Source organism: Cedecea sp. VD22 (assembly GCF_037150195.1).
Classification (GTDB): Bacteria; Pseudomonadota; Gammaproteobacteria; order Enterobacterales; family Enterobacteriaceae; genus Cedecea.
Map to the genome: position 1 here is coordinate 54,069 of NZ_JBBCPX010000007.1, position 18,292 is coordinate 72,360.

An 18,292-nucleotide genomic window follows, 5' to 3' on the forward strand; every position below is an offset into this window, starting at 1 on the left:
TTTCGCTATCTGAATGAATAAACCATGACGCAATCCTATAATGCCGATGATATAGAGGTACTCACCGGGCTTGAGCCTGTTCGCCGCCGCCCGGGGATGTACACTGACACCACTCGTCCTAACCATTTAGGACAGGAAGTCATTGATAACAGCGTGGATGAGGCGCTGGCAGGTCACGCTAAGCGCGTGGATGTCATCCTGCACGCCGACCAGTCGCTGGAAGTCATTGATGACGGGCGCGGGATGCCTGTTGATATCCATTCCGAAGAGAAGGTCCCGGCCATTGAGCTGATCCTTTGCCGTCTGCATGCGGGCGGTAAATTCTCGAATAAAAACTACCAATTCTCCGGCGGCCTCCACGGCGTAGGGATCTCTGTGGTTAACGCCCTTTCCAAACGCGTTGAAGTGACCGTCCGCCGCGACGCTCAGGTATACAGCATCGCTTTTGAAAACGGCGAGAAGGTGCAGGATCTGGAGGTGATTGGCACCTGCGGGAAGCGCAATACCGGGACCAGCGTGCATTTTTGGCCGGATGAAAGCTTCTTCGACAGCCCGCGCTTTTCCGTTTCACGCCTCAGCCATCTGCTGAAAGCGAAAGCGGTACTGTGCCCGGGGGTTGAGATTACCTTTACCGATAAGGTGAATAATACCGAGCAGCGCTGGTGCTACCAGGACGGCCTGAACGACTATCTGTGCGAAGCCGTAAATGGCCTGATTACCCTCCCGGAAGCGCCGTTTATCGGCAATTTTTCGGGCGACACCGAAGCCGTTGACTGGGCGCTGCTCTGGTTGCCGGAAGGCGGTGAGCTGCTGACGGAAAGCTACGTAAACCTGATCCCAACCATGCAGGGCGGTACTCATGTTAACGGCCTGCGTCAGGGGCTGCTCGATGCCATGCGTGAGTTCTGCGAATACCGCAATATTCTGCCGCGTGGCGTGAAGCTCTCTGCGGAAGATATTTGGGAACGCTGCGCCTATGTGCTGTCGGTCAAAATGCAGGATCCTCAGTTTGCTGGCCAGACGAAAGAACGTCTCTCCTCACGCCAGTGTGCGGCCTTTGTCTCCGGCGTAGTGAAGGATGCTTTCAGCCTGTGGCTGAACCAGAACGTACAGGCGGCAGAACAGCTGGCAGAGCTGGCTATTTCCAGCGCTCAGCGCCGCATGCGCGCCGCGAAGAAGGTTGTGCGTAAAAAGCTGACCAGCGGGCCAGCGCTGCCGGGTAAGCTGGCAGACTGTACTGCGCAGGATTTAAGCCGGACCGAACTATTCCTGGTGGAAGGGGACTCGGCGGGCGGCTCCGCGAAACAGGCTCGCGATCGCGAATATCAGGCGATCATGCCGCTGAAAGGGAAGATCCTGAACACATGGGAAGTTTCTTCTGACGAAGTACTGGCCTCGCAGGAAGTGCACGATATTTCTGTGGCGATCGGTATTGATCCAGACAGTGAAGATCTGAGCCAGTTGCGCTATGGCAAGGTCTGTATCCTTGCGGATGCGGACTCCGATGGTCTGCACATTGCCACGCTGCTGTGCGCGCTCTTTGTGCGCCACTTCCGGGCACTGGTGAAAGGTGGTCACGTTTACGTGGCGATGCCGCCGCTCTACCGCATCGATCTGGGTAAAGAGGTTTATTACGCGTTGGATGAAGAAGAAAAAGCCGGCGTGCTGGAACAGCTTAAGCGCAAGAAAGGCAAGCCAAACGTGCAGCGCTTTAAAGGGCTGGGCGAGATGAACCCGCTTCAGCTTCGCGAAACCACGCTTGATCCGAATACGCGCCGTCTGGTTCAACTGACCATCAGCGATGAAGACGACCAGCGCACGCTGGCGACAATGGATATGCTGTTGGCCAAAAAGCGTTCGGAAGATCGCCGCAACTGGCTGCAGGAAAAAGGCGACATGGCCGATATCGAGGGCTAAACGTTTTTCTCCAAAACGTAAAAGGGATGGCTCAGGCCATCCCTTTTTGCATTCTCAGGCGCCAGTTACTTCACGGCTTCTTCGAGAATGCGGATATGCACTTCCAGCACGTCGTCTTTCACGCGGGCGCTATGTTCTTTCATGTGGGCCGTCTCAAGATGGGCTTCCAGATGCGCAACGCTTTCCCATTTTTCCAGCATGAAGATGGAGTCCGGGGCGGTAGTCTGGAACGCGACCTGGGCGTTATGATCGACCAGCGGCGCGTAGCCGTGGCAGCCTTCTTCCTTCAGCACGGTTGGAATAATTTTCTCAAACGCTGCAATTACCGCCTGGCGATGGTGTGACCCAGGACGTGTACGAATTTCTGCAATCACTGTCAGCATGACTAACTCCTTATGTTATCCGGCAAACAGTTAAGCAAAAATACCAGCCAGATGCTTGCGATATTCTGCTACATAATGTGGCACGTCAGGTGCCTTGATGACGTCATTAGCGATAAAGGTTGGCAGCCCTTCCATGCCCAGAAACTGGTTAGCCTTGTGGAATGGAAGATAAACACCGTCTACGCCAACGCCATGGAAAAACTGATCTTTTTCGGTGAAAGCTTCTAAAGGTGCGTTCCAGGTCAGGGACATCATGTAGGTTTTGCCCTGAATCAGGCCGCCGGAACCATATTTTTTAGAGGCGTCTGAACGGGTACGGCCGTCGCTGGCATACAGCGAACCGTGGCCCTCGGTGAACACATCGTCAATGTACTTTTTGACCGTCCACGGGGCGCCCATCCACCAGCCCGGCATCTGCCAGATGATGCTGTCTGCCCAAAGGAATTTCTCAACTTCCGCTTTAACGTCATATTCGCTGTCTGCGCGGGTGACCTGGACATCATGCCCGAGGTCGCGCAAATAGCTTTCCGCGACTTCGGTCATGGTGTCATTAAGCTGGCCGTTGGAATGACCGAATTTTTTACCGCCGTTGATAATCAGGATGTTGCTCATTGTTAGCCCTTAAATAATTACGTTTGCCAATCATTATAATGAGAACCTTACTGTGAAAAAATGACCAGGATGTGCAAAGACTTTTGCTGCACGAGCAATAATCCGGCTGAAATTTCTCAGTTCCAACGGATGCGAACCCTAAAACCACCGCTTTCTGCGTTGCCGAAAGTTGCCCGCATACCGTGCAACGCCGCAATTCGACTTACGATTGACAACCCCAGCCCGCTGCCGGTTTTTAGCTGCCCTGGTGGGCGGAAGAAGCGTTCCCCCAAAGAGGCAAGATATTCAGGGTTCACGCCCGGTCCATTGTCGGTAACCTCAAGCTCATTCTCCTTAAGTACGACGTTCACAACGCTGCCTGCAGGGCTGTAGCGGACGGCGTTATCAATGATATTGCGCAACATCAACCCAAGCAGAAGTGGCTGAACGAGCTGGGTTACTGGTTTTTCCGGCATCTGCAGGTGGATATCAATATGCTCTCGCTGGGCCGCGTGCCAGGCTTCCATCACGCTTTCCTGAAGCAGAGTCTGCAGTGACACGTCCTGGACATCATTCAGTTCAGCCAGAGAGTCCAGCCGGGAAAGCGTCAGCAGCTGTTCAACAAGACGGGAGGCTCGGTCAATGCCCTGATGAAGCTGGTTCAGCGCTTGATCTCTGACTTGGGCATCATCTTCCGCCAGTTGAGCCACCTCTGCCTGTACCTTCAGGGCCGCAAGCGGGGTTCGGAGTTCGTGGGCGGCATCGGACGTAAAGCGCCTTTCACGCTGCATAAATGCTTCTGTACGCTCAAAGAGCTGATTTAAGGCATCCACAAGGGGCCTGACTTCCAGCGGGAGAGGCTGAGTCTCGAGTCTGCTGTTGTCACCGGGGGGGCGACGCTGTAGTTTTTGCGCCAGTTTTCGCAGCGGTGCCAGCTCTCTGCTGACTAACCCAATCAGCAGGATCAGCATCAGCGGCAGTGCTATTAACCAGGGCGTGAGCTGAGCGGACACGATATCCAGAGCCATATCGTTCCTGTAGTCCCACTCCTGACCGACCACGATACGATAACGACCATCAGGCGTTGTCAGCCAGACCAGACGCCAGAGATCGTCATCATCATCGAGTTGCCCATCAGTAAATCCGTCCCTATGCCATGAATAGATCAGTCCTTTACCGCTGTCGCCGTCATTGAGCACAAGCCTGCCCTCAGCGGTAAAAATGGCGAAGGCTAATGTGTCATCATCGAGCTTACCGCGATGTTTTTTCAGAATGTTTTTACTGCGAGGAAGCTGTGGCTCGGCGCTGTTTGCGCCATCGAAATCCAGCACGCTTAGCCGCTTAGCAAAAAGCAGTTGTTGGGTATCGAAGAGCTTGTTGAGCGATTTACGGGCTTCATACCAAGCGGCGGCACTGGCAAAGGCTGCTGCTGCAAGGGTCAGCACTATAAAGCCTACGGTCAGGCGTGTGCGTAAGCTTTTGGTCAACGTTCTTAGCATGCATCACCTAACGTATAGCCGATGCCGTGTACGGTGCGAATAAAACCGCTGCCCAGCTTTTTACGGAGATGATGGATGTGAACTTCAAGGGCGTTGCGCGAGACTTCATCGTCCCAGCTATAGATTTTTTCCTCGATCAGTGTACGTGGCAGAACACGCCCGACATTACGCATAAGCAACTCGAGTAAAGCGAATTCCTTAGGCTTTAGCTGTAGGGGCTCGCCGTTGAGAGATACCGTATGGTTTTCCGGAGAAAGTACGACATTTCCGTGGGTAATCTCTGGCTGCGCGTGGCCGTGTGCCCGGCGGATGAGTACCTGCAACCGCACTGCCACTTCTGTCAGGGCGAATGGTTTGCAAAGGTAGTCGTCCGCACCCAGCTGTAATCCTTCAATGCGCTCTTCCAGCGAGTCTCTGGCAGTCAGGATTAGTACGGGCTGACTGTGCCCCTCTTTACGCCAGGCGCGCAGAATATCCAGGCCATCCATGCCCGGGAGACTGAGATCCAACACTACGGCGTCGTAGGGGGCCAGGCCAAGTGCGGCTTGCCCCTTTGGCCCATCACTAAACCAGTCAACTGCAAACCCCATTTTGATTAATCCGGCTTTAATGCCGTCACCAATTAGTGGGTCATCCTCAATAAGTAACAGGCGCATGGCGCACTCCTTGTTGCTGCCGTTAAGACGAGCAGTAAATACCTGTCGTCTTTGTGTGTACAGAAGAAAAGCCTGCTCCTTCGGCAAAGACCGCAAATTTGTAATAAAAAAACACTTCCTGCCGAGGGGTTAAGATCTCGTTAAGATTTGGGCGCTTTACTAGGGGCTAAGAAACGAAAGGAGAATTACATTATGAAAAAGACAGCCGCTTTATTTGCCATTATCGCTTTAACTTCAGCCCCTCTATTTGCTGCTCAGACCGGGGGGTTTGTTGACCCTAATGCCTCGGTACATACTCAGCCTATACAGCAGGGCGGCTTTGTGGGCCCAACGGGGAGTAAAACCACGGTAAAACAGGCCAAAACGTTATCTGATGACACTTGGGTGACGCTGACCGGTAAAATTGAGCAGCGCATTGGTGGTGAAGATTATATTTTCCGCGATGCAACCGACAGTATCAACGTAGACATTGACCATAAGCGTTGGAACGGCCAAACGGTCACCCCTCAGGACACCGTGGAAATTCAGGGTAAAGTGGATAAAGACTGGAACTCGATAGAAATCGACGTAAAGCAAATTAACAAACTGAAGTAACGCTGAAAATGCGGCTTGCCCATATGGGCTGCCGCTTCGTATAAAGCTATTCATCGCTATGACTCAACAGGCCAGATAAGGTACTATCGGCGGCAATTACGCCGATTGTGGCCACAATCGGTTCGTCAGTTTGAGGATGAATGAGCAATGAGTGATTTGACTCATGATGGTGCTGAGCGTCTTGCGCTGCACGAATTCACGGAAAATGCGTATCTCAACTATTCCATGTACGTCATCATGGACCGCGCTCTGCCGTTTATTGGCGACGGGCTCAAGCCGGTTCAGCGTCGAATCGTATATGCGATGTCGGAGCTGGGGCTAAACGCCAGCGCAAAATTCAAAAAGTCAGCCCGTACCGTGGGTGATGTGCTGGGTAAATACCATCCGCACGGCGACAGCGCCTGTTATGAAGCGATGGTGCTGATGGCGCAGCCGTTCTCTTACCGCTATCCGCTGGTGGACGGGCAGGGGAACTGGGGCGCGCCGGACGATCCTAAGTCCTTTGCTGCCATGCGTTATACCGAATCCCGCCTGTCGAAGTACGCGGAGCTGCTGCTCAGTGAGCTCGGGCAGGGAACGGTAGACTACATCCCGAACTTTGACGGAACGCTGCAGGAGCCAAAAATGCTGCCTGCGCGTTTACCGAACATCCTGCTTAACGGGACAACCGGCATTGCGGTAGGGATGGCAACAGACATTCCTCCGCATAACCTGCGCGAAGTCGCTCAGGCCGCCATAACGCTGATTGACCAGCCAAAAACGACGCTGGACAGCCTGCTGGATATCGTCAACGGTCCGGATTATCCGACCGAAGCGGAAATCATCACGCCGCGTGAAGATATTCGCAAAATCTACCAGAACGGGCGCGGCTCCATCCGCATGCGTGCGGTGTGGCGCAAAGAAGACGGCGACGTTGTGATTACCGCGCTGCCTCATCAGGTGTCAGGCGCTCGCGTGCTGGAGCAGATTGCCAGCCAGATGCGTGCGAAAAAGCTGCCAATGGTTGAAGACCTGCGCGACGAGTCGGATCATGAAAACCCGACCCGGCTGGTGATTGTGCCTCGTTCCAATCGCGTAGACGTTGAGCAGGTAATGAACCATCTGTTCGCGACCACCGATTTGGAAAAAAGCTATCGCGTTAACCTGAATATGATTGGCCTGGACGGTCGCCCGGCGGTGAAAAACCTGCTGGAGATCCTCAGCGAATGGCTGGTCTACCGTCGTGACACGGTGCGCCGCCGCCTGAACTACCGTCTGGAGAAAGTCCTTAAACGCCTGCATATCCTCGAAGGTTTGCTGGTAGCGTTCCTCAATATCGACGAAGTGATTCATATCATTCGTACCGAGGATGAGCCGAAGCCGGTGCTGATGTCTCGTTTTGATATCAGCGAAACGCAGGCCGAAGCGATCCTTGAGCTGAAGCTGCGTCACCTCGCCAAACTGGAAGAGATGAAGATCCGCGGCGAGCAGAACGAGCTGGAAAAAGAACGCGATCAGCTGCAGGGTATTCTCGCTTCAGAGCGCAAAATGAACACGCTGCTGAAAAAAGAGCTGCAGTCGGATGCCGATACCTACGGGGACGACCGTCGCTCTCCGCTGCACGAGCGCGGTGAAGCGAAGGCGATGAGCGAGCATGACATGGTGCCGTCTGAACCGGTGACGATTGTGCTGTCGCAAATGGGCTGGGTGCGCAGCGCCAAAGGCCACGATATTGACGCGCCGGGCCTGAGCTATAAAGCCGGTGACAGCTACCTTGGCTCAGCCAAAGGTAAGAGCAATCAACCGGTGGCGTTCATTGACTCCACAGGGCGAAGCTACGCGCTGGATCCTATCACGCTGCCGTCAGCACGTGGTCAGGGTGAGCCTCTGACCGGTAAGCTGACGCCACCGCCGGGTGCGACGGTTGACTATGTGCTGATGGCCGCAGACGATCAGAAGCTGCTGATGGCTTCGGACGCAGGCTATGGCTTCGTCTGTACCTTTAACGACGTTGTTTCACGCAACCGCGCAGGTAAAACGCTGATTTCCCTTCCGGATAACGCCCGCGTCCTCCCTCCGCTGGAAATTCACAGCGCAGACGACATGCTGTTGGCGATCACCGCCGCCGGGCGCATGCTGATGTTCCCGGTGAGTGACCTGCCGGAACTGTCGAAAGGCAAGGGTAATAAAATTATCTCTATCCCGGCAGCCGAAGCGGCGAAAGGTGAAGATAAGCTGGCACATCTGTTTATCCTGCCGCCGCAGAGTACGCTGACGCTGCACGTCGGGAAGCGTAAAATTAAGCTGCGCCCTGAAGAGTTGCAGAAAATTACCGGTGAGCGAGGCCGCCGCGGGACGCTGATGCGTGGCCTGCAGCGTATCGACCGCGTGGACGTCGATTCCCCAATGCGGGCTGGAGCTGGAGACAGCGAAGAATAATCCGGGGTACGGCGGCAGCGTTGCCGCCGTCCGGTGTGTTTTACGCTAAAGCCGATATACTTATCAACGGCTTCGGCTCATGAGGTAGTTATGCTAGCGATTGTACGTTTTATTATTGTCGTTATTTACTGCATCCTGGTATGCATCTTTGGTTCAATTTATTGTCTGTTTAGCCCGCGTAATCCGCGCCATGTGGCAACTTTTGGGCACCTTTTCGGGCGTCTGGCGCCGGTATTCGGTCTCAAGGTTGAAACCCGCTTACCTGCCGGGGCAGAAAACCATCCCACCGCGATTTACATCGGTAACCATCAAAACAACTACGATATGGTGACGGCTTCGAGTATCGTGCAGCCGCCGACGGTAACGGTTGGGAAAAAAAGCCTGGTGTGGATCCCGTTTTTTGGCCAGCTTTACTGGCTGACTGGCAACCTGTTGATTGACCGGGATAACCGGGCAAAAGCCCACGGTACTATCTCCCAAGTTGTCGAGCAGATTCGCAAACGTAATGTTTCTATCTGGATGTTCCCGGAAGGGACCCGCAGCCGTGGTCGAGGCCTGCTGCCGTTTAAAACCGGGGCGTTTCATGCCGCGATTGCCGCGGGCGTGCCGATTATTCCGGTGTGCGTTTCCAATACCAGTAATAAAATTAAGCTAAACCGTTGGAACAACGGGTTGGTCATCGTCGAAATGCTGCCGCCAATTGATACCAGCGCTTATGGGAAAGATCAGGTCCGTAAGCTGGCCACTGACTGTCGTGAACTGATGATGGCCAAAATCGACGAACTCAATCAAGAAGTTGCCGCGCGTGAAGCCGCCGGCAAAGTTGAAAAGAATCAGGCGAGTTAAATGCCGCCTTTGGCGGTACGGTTTGTATCGCCTTTCGTTATTCAGTTTTACATGGAGCAATTATGTCACTCAGTCGGCGTCAGTTTATTCAGGCATCCGGAGTTGCGCTATGTGCCGGCTCGGTGCCGCTGAGGGCAAACGCGGCAGGGCAGCAGCAGCCTTTACCTGTTCCCCCTCTGCTTGAATCTCGTCGCGGCCAGCCCTTATTCCTGACGCTGCAGCGCGCTCACTGGTCATTTACCGGCGGCGCTAAGGCGCCCGTTTGGGGCTTTAACGGGCGCTATATGGGGCCAACCATTCGCGTCTGGAGCGGGGATGACGTGAAGATGATCTACAGCAACCGTCTGCAGGAAAATGTTGCGATGACGATTGCTGGCCTGCAGGTGCCGGGGCCGCTGATTGGCGGGGCCGCACGTATGATGTCGCCGAACGTAGACTGGGCGCCCGTTTTACCCATTCGCCAGCGAGCCGCTACGCTGTGGTATCACGCCAACACGCCGAATCGCACCGCAAGGCAGGTTTACAACGGCCTCGCGGGGATGTGGTTAATTGAGGATGAAGTCAGCAAATCTCTGCCAATCCCTAACCATTACGGCGTGGATGACTTCCCGATTATCATCCAGGACAAGCGACTCGACAACTTCGGTGCGCCAGAGTATCAGGAGCCAGGCAGCGGCGGTTTTGTTGGCGATACGCTGCTGGTGAACGGGGTGCAAAGCCCGTACGTGGAAGTGTCCCGTGGTTGGGTGCGTCTGCGTTTGTTGAACGCCTCAAACTCGCGTCGCTACCAGCTGCAAATGAGCGATGGTCGCTCCATCGCGGTGATTTCCAGCGATCAGGGGTTCCTGCCGGCACCCGTTTCGGTCAAGCAGCTGTCGCTGGCCCCGGGAGAGCGGCGAGAAATTCTTATCGACATGACCGAAGGCAAAGAGGTCTCGATTACCGCCGGTGAAGCGGCGGGGATCATGGATCGCATTCGTGGTTTCTTTGAGCCCTCGAGCATTTTGATTTCCACGCTGGTGTTAACGCTGCGTCCTACCGGGCTGTTGCCGCTGGTGACCGACACGCTGCCAATGCGCCTTCTGCCGGAAGAGATTATCGGCGGTAACCCAACGCGCAGCCGTGAAATCACCCTCGGTGACGATCCTGGCATTAACGGCCAGCTGTGGGATATGAAGCGGATTGATATTCAGACTCAGCAGGGCACCTGGGAACGCTGGACGGTGCGCGCTGATACGCCGCAGTCTTTCCACATTGAGGGCGTTAGTTTCCTGGTGCGCAACGTCAACGGGGCTTCGCCGTTCGGGGAAGATCGCGGCTGGAAGGATACCGTGTGGATAGACGGGCAGGTTGAGCTGCTGGTCTACTTTGGGCAACCTTCCTGGGAGCATTTCCCGTTCCTCTACTCCAGCCAGACGCTGGAGCTTGCCGATCGCGGCTCCATCGGTCAGCTATTGGTTCAGCCCGCACCCTAGTTTTTACCCTCACCCTAACCCTCTCCCTACAAGGGAGAAGGGATAGCATGGGACTCTACGCAGAGTCTTTTTCCCCTCGCCCCTTTGGTGAGAGGGCCGGGTGAGGGGCGTAAAACACCGAATAACCCTTCAAAGATTACTGCTAATAGGCGTATAATCGCCGCCCTTTTGTTCATTTCTACATCATCTCTTCGGAAATATTATGAGCGTCAAAAGCCTGATCCAGCCGGAACGCGAACTCTTTTCATGGCCTCAATACTGGGCCGCCTGTTTTGGTCCGGCCCCGTTTTTACCCATGTCTCGAGCGGAGATGGACGAACTCGGCTGGGACAGCTGCGACATCATTCTGGTCACCGGCGATGCCTACGTGGATCACCCCAGCTTTGGGATGGCCATCTGTGGCCGTATGTTAGAGGCGCAGGGTTTCCGTGTCGGTATCATTGCTCAGCCGGACTGGTCTTCTAAACAGGACTTTATGCGCCTCGGCAAGCCGAACCTGTTCTTTGGCGTGACCGCCGGGAACATGGATTCGATGATTAACCGCTACACGGCGGACCGCAAGCTGCGCCACGACGATGCCTACACGCCGGATAACGTGGCAGGCAAGCGCCCCGATCGTGCTTCTCTGGTTTACACCCAGCGCTGCAAAGAAGCGTGGCGTGATGTGCCGGTGATCCTCGGTGGCATCGAGGCCAGCCTGCGCCGTACCGCGCATTATGATTACTGGTCTGATACCGTGCGCCGCTCGATTTTGGTTGATGCCAAAGCCGATATGCTGATCTTCGGCAATGGTGAACGTCCGCTGGTGGAAGTGGCGCATCGTCTGGCTAACGGAGAAGGGATCGCTGACATTTGCGACGTGCGTAATACCGCCATCATGCGCAAAGAAGCGATGCCCGGCTGGGCAGGCGTCGATTCCACCCGGCTTGATACGCCAGGAAAAATCGACCCCATTCCGCATCCTTACGGGGACGATCTCCCCTGTGCCGACGGCAATAAACCGAAGGACAAGAAGGCGGATGAAACCAAAGCGGTAACCGTGCAGCCGCCGCGACCAAAGCCGTGGGAAAAGACCTATGTTCTGCTGCCGTCCTTTGAGAAGGTGAAGGCCGATAAGGTGATGTATGCCCACGCTTCGCGGATCCTGCATCATGAAACTAACCCCGGTTGCGCCCGAGCGCTGATGCAAAAGCACGGCGATCGCTATATCTGGATCAACCCTCCGGCAATCCCGCTTTCTACCGAAGAGATGGATAGCGTGTTCGCGCTCCCCTACCAGCGTGTGCCTCATCCTTCCTACGGCAAGGCCCGCATTCCGGCCTATGAGATGATCCGCTTCTCGGTGAACATTATGCGCGGCTGCTTCGGCGGCTGCTCTTTCTGCTCCATCACCGAGCATGAAGGCCGCATTATTCAGAGCCGATCCGAAGATTCCATCATCAGCGAAATCGAAGCGATGCGCGACAGCGTGCCGGGCTTTACCGGCGTGGTGTCCGATCTCGGTGGCCCAACGGCCAATATGTATATGCTGCGCTGCAAGTCGCCGCGCGCGGAGCAAACCTGCCGTCGCCTGTCGTGCGTTTACCCGGAAATTTGCCAGCATATGGACACCAACCATCAGCCGACCATCGATCTCTACCGCCGTGCCCGCGATCTGCAGGGCGTGAAGAAGATCTTGATTGCCTCCGGCGTGCGTTACGATCTGGCGGTTGCCGATCCGCGTTACATCAAAGAGCTGGCCACTTACCACGTGGGCGGTTATCTCAAAATTGCCCCGGAGCATACCGAAGAAGGGCCGTTGTCGAAGATGATGAAGCCGGGGATGGGCAGCTATCATCGCTTTAAAGAGCTGTTCGATACCTATTCGAAGCAGGCTGGCAAAGAGCAGTATCTGATCCCATACTTTATCTCCGCGCACCCTGGGACGCGTGATGAGGACATGGTGAACCTGGCGCTGTGGCTGAAGCAGCATCGGTTCCGCCTCGATCAGGTTCAGAACTTTTATCCGTCGCCGCTGGCTAACTCCACCACCATGTATTACACGGGTAAAAATCCGCTGAGTAAGGTGAACTACAAAAGCGAGGATATCGTTGTGCCTCGCGGTGACCGCCAGCGCCGCCTTCATAAAGCTCTGCTGCGCTATCACGACCCGGCTAACTGGACGCTGATCCGTGAGGTGCTGGAGGCGATGGGGAAAAAGCACCTGATTGGCGGCAGACGTGAATGCCTGGTGCCTGCCCCGACCCTGGAAGAGATACGTGAGGCCCGCAGGCATGCTCGTCACGCCCGCCCGGCGCTGACGAAACATACCCCGCTTGCGCACCAGCGCCGTCCGGCAGCAGCAGGAAAGAGGAAGCCGCATGTGAAGTAACCCGTGCTTTCATGCCGCTGTCATTTTTTTCTGCGACAAAGAGAAGTGGGAATCCCTGCCCGTCGGGTCTGGTGCTAAGCTGCCCGGCGGCCTCTTTGCTGAAATGAGAAATGAACATGTCTAACCCGCTGTACGTTTTTGACCTCGACCACACCCTGATTGACGCCGATTGCAGCACTCTCTGGAGCCGCTTCCTTTCTCGCGAAGGGCTGATCAAAGACCCTGATTATCTGGCCAAAGAGCACAAGCTGATGCTCGACTACCAGCGTGGCGAAATGAACATTCACGAATACGTTGGCGTCACGCTGGCCCCGCTGGCCGGCATGACAGTTGCCGATATCGATACGCTGGTGGCTCGCTGCGTAGAAAATGATGTACTGCCGCTGGTTTACCCGGAGGCGAAGCGCCTGATTGAGCAATTACACGCTCAGGGCCAGCAGATGATGATCATCTCTGCGTCGGTCAGCCTGCTGGTGAAGGCCATTGCGCCGCGGCTGGGCATTGAACACGCCATCGGTATCGACCTGGTGACCGGCAATAACGCCTACACCAGCGTGATAAGCGGCGTGCCGAGCTATCAGGCAGGTAAAATTACCCGTCTGAAGGAGTGGCTGACGGTGAACCCCGAATACAGCGGAGAACTGACGTTTTATACCGACTCTATTAACGACCTACCGCTCTGCCTTGAGGCCGATAAAGTGCTGATGGTAAATCCTTGCCAGAAGCTTGCGGCGCAGGGCGCTCGCTACGGCTGGCAAACGCTGAGCTGGTCTTTATAGCGAAACCGGGGCATGGTGAAAACCGTGCCCCGTTTAGGCGTTATTGCGGAGAATACAGCGGCACCGGCTTCCCGGTGATATAGCGGCGGCGCAGCCAGGCAGAAATAGCATCCATCGCCATTACCACGCAGACCAGAATCAGGGTGATAAACATCACCACGTCCCAGTTCCACAGCCGCATGTTCTCGGCATAAACCAGGCCGACACCGCCCGCGCCGACAAAACCCAGCACCGCCGCTGAACGGGTGTTGGACTCAATCTGGTACAGGCTGAGGGAGAGAAACGCCGGGAACGACTGGGTGAAGATCCCGAAGCGGTGCTTCTGAATGCCTGCCGCGCCCACGGCGGTTAATCCCCGGCTCGGAGAGCGTTCTACCGCTTCGTGCCCCTCGGCATACAGCCTGCCCAGTAAGCCGGTATCCTGCATGATAATTGCCAGTACGCCAGCCAGCGGGCCAAGCCCCACGGCGCGCACAAATATTAGCCCCCAGATTGCCATATCCACGCCGCGCAGCAGGTCGAACAGGCGGCGCACCAGCAGCGCAATGACCCTTGCCACCGGGCCCTGCATGATATTGCGGGCGGCAAAGAACGACAGCAGCAGCGCCAGCACAGTGGCGGTTAGCGTCCCGGCAAAGACAATGGCGAGCGTAATAGCGATTTGCGAGAAGTAATAGGCGAACGGCCAGTTAACAAAGTCATGCCAGACAAACATACGCAGGAAATAGCGCCCGAGCTGAGCGATGCCGGTCAGGATTTGCCCGGAGTCGATGCCGAAAGTGAAGAAAAACCAGACGTAGTAGCCGAGGATGGCGGCGGCCAGCAGGCCGATGTGACGCAGATAGCGTCCCTGCATCCGGTAAAGTTCGCGGTGCTGCTCGCGGCTTTTAGCGATATCCGGTGTTGCCTGTGAAATGCTCATTTTTTCCCCTCCAGAACCCAGCGGCGCAGCCTGCCGGACAGGACATCGAGGATGGAAACCACCACGATAATCAGCAGCAGCGTGATGCTGACCTGGTCGTAGCGGTCGAGTTTAATGTTGGTCATCAGCTCCTGGCCGATCCCGCCCGCGCCAACGAGGCCGAGAATGGTGGAGGAACGGAAGTTAATTTCAAAGCGCATAAAGCTGTAGGACAGGAAGATCGGTTTCACCTGCGGCCACAGAGCGAAGCGCACGCGCTGAAGTGGCGTGGCACCGCAGGCCACCAGGCCGCGCACAGGTTTGTCGGACGCGCTTTCGATGGCTTCGTAAAACAGCTTGGTCAGGCTGCCAATGGTGTGCAGGGCCAGCGCCAGAAACCCCGGAATAGCGCCGATACCAAAGGCCATCACGAACATCACCGCCCATGCCAGCTCCGGCATGGTTCTCAGGAAGGCAACTGAAGCACGAACGCCGAAGCGCACGGCGGGCGGTGTCCAGGTATTACCGGCGGCCAAAAATGCCAGCACAGCGGCAATGCAGGTCGAAATCAGCGTCGACGCCAGCGCCAGCTGCAGCGTTTCCCAAATCAGCGGCAGCTGAATCGGCAGGCGGTATCCCCAGTAGGCCAGCGAGCCTTTGGTGTGGACGTCGGCCAGCAGAACCGGGAGGTGCAGCGTCGGCAGGGTTTCGAACATGTAGTCGAGGAAGTTTGGCAGCGATTGCCAGATGGTGGTCAGGCTGAACTCTGCGATATGACCGGCGGTAAGATACAGGCCTACCAGCAGCAGGGACCAAATCAGGGTGTCGCGCTTCTGGCGCATTCTGACCTGGTGATAGTAACGCTCAAATTCCGTATTCAACATCATCACTTATTATCCGGTTTGTTTCCGGTGACGGGTTGCCCCGTCCTGATAAAAAAGCACCCAGGCAGGCTGCCGGGGTGCGATTTTTATGCGGTGGGCATCAATTAGCGGGCGCTAACCAGCTCACGCTTCATGTCGATGATCTGCTGGAAGTCAGCCACAGATGCCGGGCCAATGTGCTGGGTGCCGCCCATTGCCTTCACGAAGCAACCGTGATCTTCTTTATCAAGCTTCTTCACTGCATCCACCACTTTGGCCTTGAAGTCAGCTGGCAGCTTGTTGCTGACCAGGATTGGGCCGTTAGGGATCAGCGGGGAAGTCCAGATGATGCGGATCTGCTTCATCAGGTCAGGGTGATCCATACGGATCAGGCGGTTAAACGCCCCGGCGGTGTAGCCGTCGTTATAGTCGCCAACCATGGAAGCCCAGGTCACCGCGCCAGCAAACTGGCCGTTCAGCACGCCCAGGATGTCCTGTTCGTGGCCGCCGGAGAAGGTGACGCTGGAGAAGAAGTTGTTGTATTTGTTGTCCGCGGTGCCGCCGAGTTTCTGTTTGAACTCGTGGTTCGGGATCAGATAGCCAGAGGTGGAGTCCGGATCCGCGAAGCCGAAGGATTTGCCTTTCAGATCTTCGATGGTTTTGTACGGACTGTCGGCTTTCACGATCACTACGGAGTGGTAGCCGCGGGACTGATCTTTATCGTCAACCGCGATGCCGACGATATCCACCGCTTTCGGGTCGTTCATGTACACCGAAGCGTAGGAAGAAGGAGACATGCTCAGCACCAGGTCGACTTTACCGCCGATCAGGCCCTGAATAACACCAGAGTAGTCAGAAGAGTTACGCAGTTTAGTGTCGACATTCAGTTCTTTATCCATGAACTGCTTCACACACTGGTTATCACCAATTTGCTGGGTCGCATTCTGCCCGCCGAGGATCCCGAGGTTCAGTTCGCGCGGCTGGTCAGCAGCCATAGCGTGGCCTGCAATCACAAGGCCAGTAATCACTGCGGATAAACGTAATGCGCCAGTCAGTTGCTTTTTCATTATCATTGCCTGTGTTGTATCAATTGGAGAGAGAATTAATGCACTTGATTGATTTCATCGCCGTACAAGAGATGCAGCACGTCGTCCGTTAACATCGACGGATGACCGTCAAACACGATATTTCCTTTTGCAACCCCGATAACGCGGGTGCAGTACTCTTTCACCAGCTCGATGGAATGCAGGTTCACCATCACGCTGATGCCTTGCTCACACACTTCACGCAGCACTTTCATGATGCGTTGGGTATTTTTCGGGTCGAGTGAAGCCACTGGCTCATCGGCCAGCAGAATGCTTGGGTTTTGCATCAGCGCGCGGCAAATAGCGACGCGCTGCATCTGGCCGCCGGAAAGGTTCTCGGCGCGCTGCAGGGCGTGGGGCAGCATGTTCATCCACTCCAGAAGCGAAATAGCGCGGGCGCGGTCTGCTTCAGGGAAAACCTTAAACAGGGATTTCAGCGTGGAGGTCTGGCTCAGGCGACCCAGCAGGACGTTAGTCAGCACGTCCAGTCTTGGCACCAGGCAGAAGTCCTGGAAGATCATGCCGCATTCGGTGCGCCACTGGTTCAGGGCGCGACCGCTGAGTTTAGACACATCGTGCGGCATCCCGACTTCCGGAAAGCTGAGGATCTCGCCCGACGTGGCAGAATGCGTACCGTTAAGAATATGCAGCAGCGTAGATTTACCTGCGCCTGAACGGCCAATCACGCCCACCAGTTCACCGGCATGCAGGTCGAAGTTAATGTCGTGCAGCACGGTCTGGTGTGCGTTATAGGCCTTACTCAGACTCTTAACGCTCAGGACTTTACGCCCCGGCGCGGGCGCAAACTGCGGCAGCGACTCCAGGTCAGAGTTGGTAACTACGGCAAGGGATCTGTTCATAACCATTCCAAATGAGTTAGCGAAGCTGGCCCTATTTATCGTGGTGTTGTGTGACTTTTTGATTACGGCTAAAAGAACAAATAATGAACGCCGTGAAAATTCACGCGACGATCAAACAGATGTGTTACACGTAGAAAGCGCTGGAGCAGGGGGTGTGCGGGAAATAAAAAACCACCCTGCGGGTGAAGGCGAAGGTGGTTTTGGGGACGAAAAGAGAAGCCGGATTTAGCCGACAAACACGTCCGGGTCTGGCCCAAGGCGTTTGCCGCTGTCGAGCTTCGCAATTTCAGCCAGTTCTTCTTTGTCCAGGCGGAAGTCGAACACGTCAAAGTTTTCAGCAATACGGGCAGGCGTGACCGATTTAGGGATAACCACCAGCCCGCTATCGAGGTGCCAGCGAATCACCACCTGAGCCGGGGTTTTACCGTATTTGTCCGCTAAATCACGAATGATTTTCTGATCAAACACGCCTTCACCGCCCTGGGCCAGCGGGCTCCAGGACTCGGTCTGGATTTTGTGGGTCGCGTTCCAGGCGTGGAGCTGGCGCTGTTGCAGCAGAGGGTGCAGCTCAATCTGGTTGATCACCGGGCTAACGCCGGTTTCGTCGATCAGCCGCTGGAGATGATTAAGATTGAAGTTACACACCCCAATACTCTTCGCCAGTCCCTCTTTTTGCAGCTCAATCAGCCCTTTCCAGGCTTCGAGATAATGATCTTTACTCGGCACCGGCCAGTGCAGCAGGTAGAGATCGACATAATCAAGCTGCAGTTTTTCAAGGCTGTCTTCCAGCGCCTGGCGGGGCCGCTGCTGGTCGCTGTTCCAGAGCTTGGTGGTAATAAACAGATCGTCACGCGCAATGCCTGCGCTTTTCAGCGCGGCACCTACGCCGTCCTCGTTTTTGTAGGCGGCGGCGGTATCAATGGAGCGGTATCCCACTTCCAGGGCTTTCTCAATGGCCGTTCTGACCTGGTCGTTGCTGGCCTGCCAGACACCGAGCCCAAGCTGCGGCATTACGTTGCCATCCTGGAGCTTGATTAAGGTTGGATGAGTCATG

At 55.6% G+C, this 18,292-nt stretch carries 16 protein-coding genes; 7 read left to right on the forward strand and 9 right to left on the reverse strand.

The features are described from left to right. The first annotated feature begins 24 nt into the window (after nucleotides 1-24). A complete protein-coding gene (gene parE, locus WFK85_RS14300) occupies nucleotides 25-1,917 on the forward strand; it encodes a DNA topoisomerase IV subunit B (RefSeq protein ID WP_008460924.1) in 1,893 nt (630 codons plus the stop codon). Between the two features lie 65 nt (nucleotides 1,918-1,982). Here parE and WFK85_RS14305 read toward each other — a convergent pair whose 3' ends face one another. The 4 genes from WFK85_RS14305 to qseB all read right to left on the reverse strand — a co-directional run bounded on the left by WFK85_RS14305 (nucleotide 1,983) and on the right by qseB (nucleotide 5,046). After that, nucleotides 1,983-2,300, reverse strand: coding sequence for a putative quinol monooxygenase (locus tag WFK85_RS14305; RefSeq protein WP_008460925.1), 318 nt, complete (start codon nucleotides 2,298-2,300; stop codon nucleotides 1,983-1,985). A 30-nt stretch (nucleotides 2,301-2,330) separates the two neighbouring features. Continuing rightward, nucleotides 2,331-2,912 carry an NAD(P)H-dependent oxidoreductase gene (locus tag WFK85_RS14310; RefSeq protein ID WP_039297985.1) on the reverse strand — a complete coding sequence of 194 codons (582 nt, stop codon included), beginning with the start codon at nucleotides 2,910-2,912 and terminating at the stop codon, nucleotides 2,331-2,333. Between the two features lie 116 nt (nucleotides 2,913-3,028). Beyond that, nucleotides 3,029-4,390 (reverse strand): quorum sensing histidine kinase QseC, encoded by a 1,362-nt coding sequence (gene qseC / locus WFK85_RS14315; RefSeq protein ID WP_336708669.1) that lies wholly within the window; start codon nucleotides 4,388-4,390, stop codon nucleotides 3,029-3,031. Beyond that, nucleotides 4,384-5,046 (reverse strand): quorum sensing response regulator transcription factor QseB, encoded by a 663-nt coding sequence (qseB, locus tag WFK85_RS14320; protein ID WP_336708671.1) that lies wholly within the window; start codon nucleotides 5,044-5,046, stop codon nucleotides 4,384-4,386. The genes qseC and qseB overlap by 7 nt, the downstream gene beginning before the upstream one ends. Nucleotides 5,047-5,238: 192 nt before the next feature. On the opposite strand from qseB, the gene WFK85_RS14325 reads away from it, so the two are divergent. The 6 genes from WFK85_RS14325 (at nucleotide 5,239) to WFK85_RS14350 (ending at nucleotide 13,529) form a co-directional block, all read left to right on the forward strand. Continuing rightward, nucleotides 5,239-5,640, forward strand: coding sequence for a YgiW/YdeI family stress tolerance OB fold protein (locus WFK85_RS14325; RefSeq protein WP_336708672.1), 402 nt, complete (start codon nucleotides 5,239-5,241; stop codon nucleotides 5,638-5,640). Nucleotides 5,641-5,787: 147 nt separating this feature from the next. Beyond that, nucleotides 5,788-8,058 carry a DNA topoisomerase IV subunit A gene (parC, locus tag WFK85_RS14330; RefSeq protein ID WP_336708673.1) on the forward strand — a complete coding sequence of 757 codons (2,271 nt, stop codon included), beginning with the start codon at nucleotides 5,788-5,790 and terminating at the stop codon, nucleotides 8,056-8,058. A gap of 90 nt (nucleotides 8,059-8,148) precedes the next feature. Beyond that, a complete protein-coding gene (locus WFK85_RS14335; protein ID WP_008460931.1) occupies nucleotides 8,149-8,904 on the forward strand; it encodes a 1-acylglycerol-3-phosphate O-acyltransferase in 756 nt (251 codons plus the stop codon). A gap of 62 nt (nucleotides 8,905-8,966) precedes the next feature. Then, nucleotides 8,967-10,379 (forward strand): cell division protein FtsP, encoded by a 1,413-nt coding sequence (gene ftsP, locus WFK85_RS14340; protein ID WP_039297975.1) that lies wholly within the window; start codon nucleotides 8,967-8,969, stop codon nucleotides 10,377-10,379. A gap of 202 nt (nucleotides 10,380-10,581) precedes the next feature. Further along, the gene (locus WFK85_RS14345; RefSeq protein WP_336708675.1) at nucleotides 10,582-12,750 is read left to right on the forward strand and encodes a YgiQ family radical SAM protein; all 2,169 of its coding nucleotides are present in this window, start codon (nucleotides 10,582-10,584) and stop codon (nucleotides 12,748-12,750) included. 116 nt (nucleotides 12,751-12,866) lie between these two features. After that, nucleotides 12,867-13,529 (forward strand): HAD family hydrolase, encoded by a 663-nt coding sequence (locus WFK85_RS14350; RefSeq protein WP_336708677.1) that lies wholly within the window; start codon nucleotides 12,867-12,869, stop codon nucleotides 13,527-13,529. Nucleotides 13,530-13,569: 40 nt separating this feature from the next. Here WFK85_RS14350 and phnE (WFK85_RS14355) read toward each other — a convergent pair whose 3' ends face one another. The 5 genes from phnE (WFK85_RS14355) to dkgA all read right to left on the reverse strand — a co-directional run bounded on the left by phnE (WFK85_RS14355) (nucleotide 13,570) and on the right by dkgA (nucleotide 18,291). Beyond that, nucleotides 13,570-14,451, reverse strand: coding sequence for a phosphonate ABC transporter, permease protein PhnE (gene phnE / locus WFK85_RS14355; protein ID WP_008460938.1), 882 nt, complete (start codon nucleotides 14,449-14,451; stop codon nucleotides 13,570-13,572). Next, nucleotides 14,448-15,317: a phosphonate ABC transporter, permease protein PhnE gene (phnE, locus tag WFK85_RS14360; protein ID WP_034810028.1), complete on the reverse strand. Its 870-nt coding sequence runs from the start codon at nucleotides 15,315-15,317 to the stop codon at nucleotides 14,448-14,450. Before phnE (WFK85_RS14360) ends, phnE (WFK85_RS14355) begins: the two co-directional genes overlap by 4 nt. 101 nt (nucleotides 15,318-15,418) lie before the next feature. Beyond that, a complete protein-coding gene (gene phnD, locus WFK85_RS14365) occupies nucleotides 15,419-16,360 on the reverse strand; it encodes a phosphonate ABC transporter substrate-binding protein (RefSeq protein WP_008460942.1) in 942 nt (313 codons plus the stop codon). Nucleotides 16,361-16,395: 35 nt separating this feature from the next. After that, entirely contained in the window at nucleotides 16,396-17,238 is an 843-nt protein-coding gene (phnC, locus tag WFK85_RS14370; RefSeq protein ID WP_039287781.1) for a phosphonate ABC transporter ATP-binding protein, read from the reverse strand. Between the two features lie 225 nt (nucleotides 17,239-17,463). Next, nucleotides 17,464-18,291, reverse strand: coding sequence for a 2,5-didehydrogluconate reductase DkgA (gene dkgA, locus WFK85_RS14375; RefSeq protein ID WP_008460946.1), 828 nt, complete (start codon nucleotides 18,289-18,291; stop codon nucleotides 17,464-17,466). Nucleotide 18,292 lies beyond the last annotated feature (1 nt).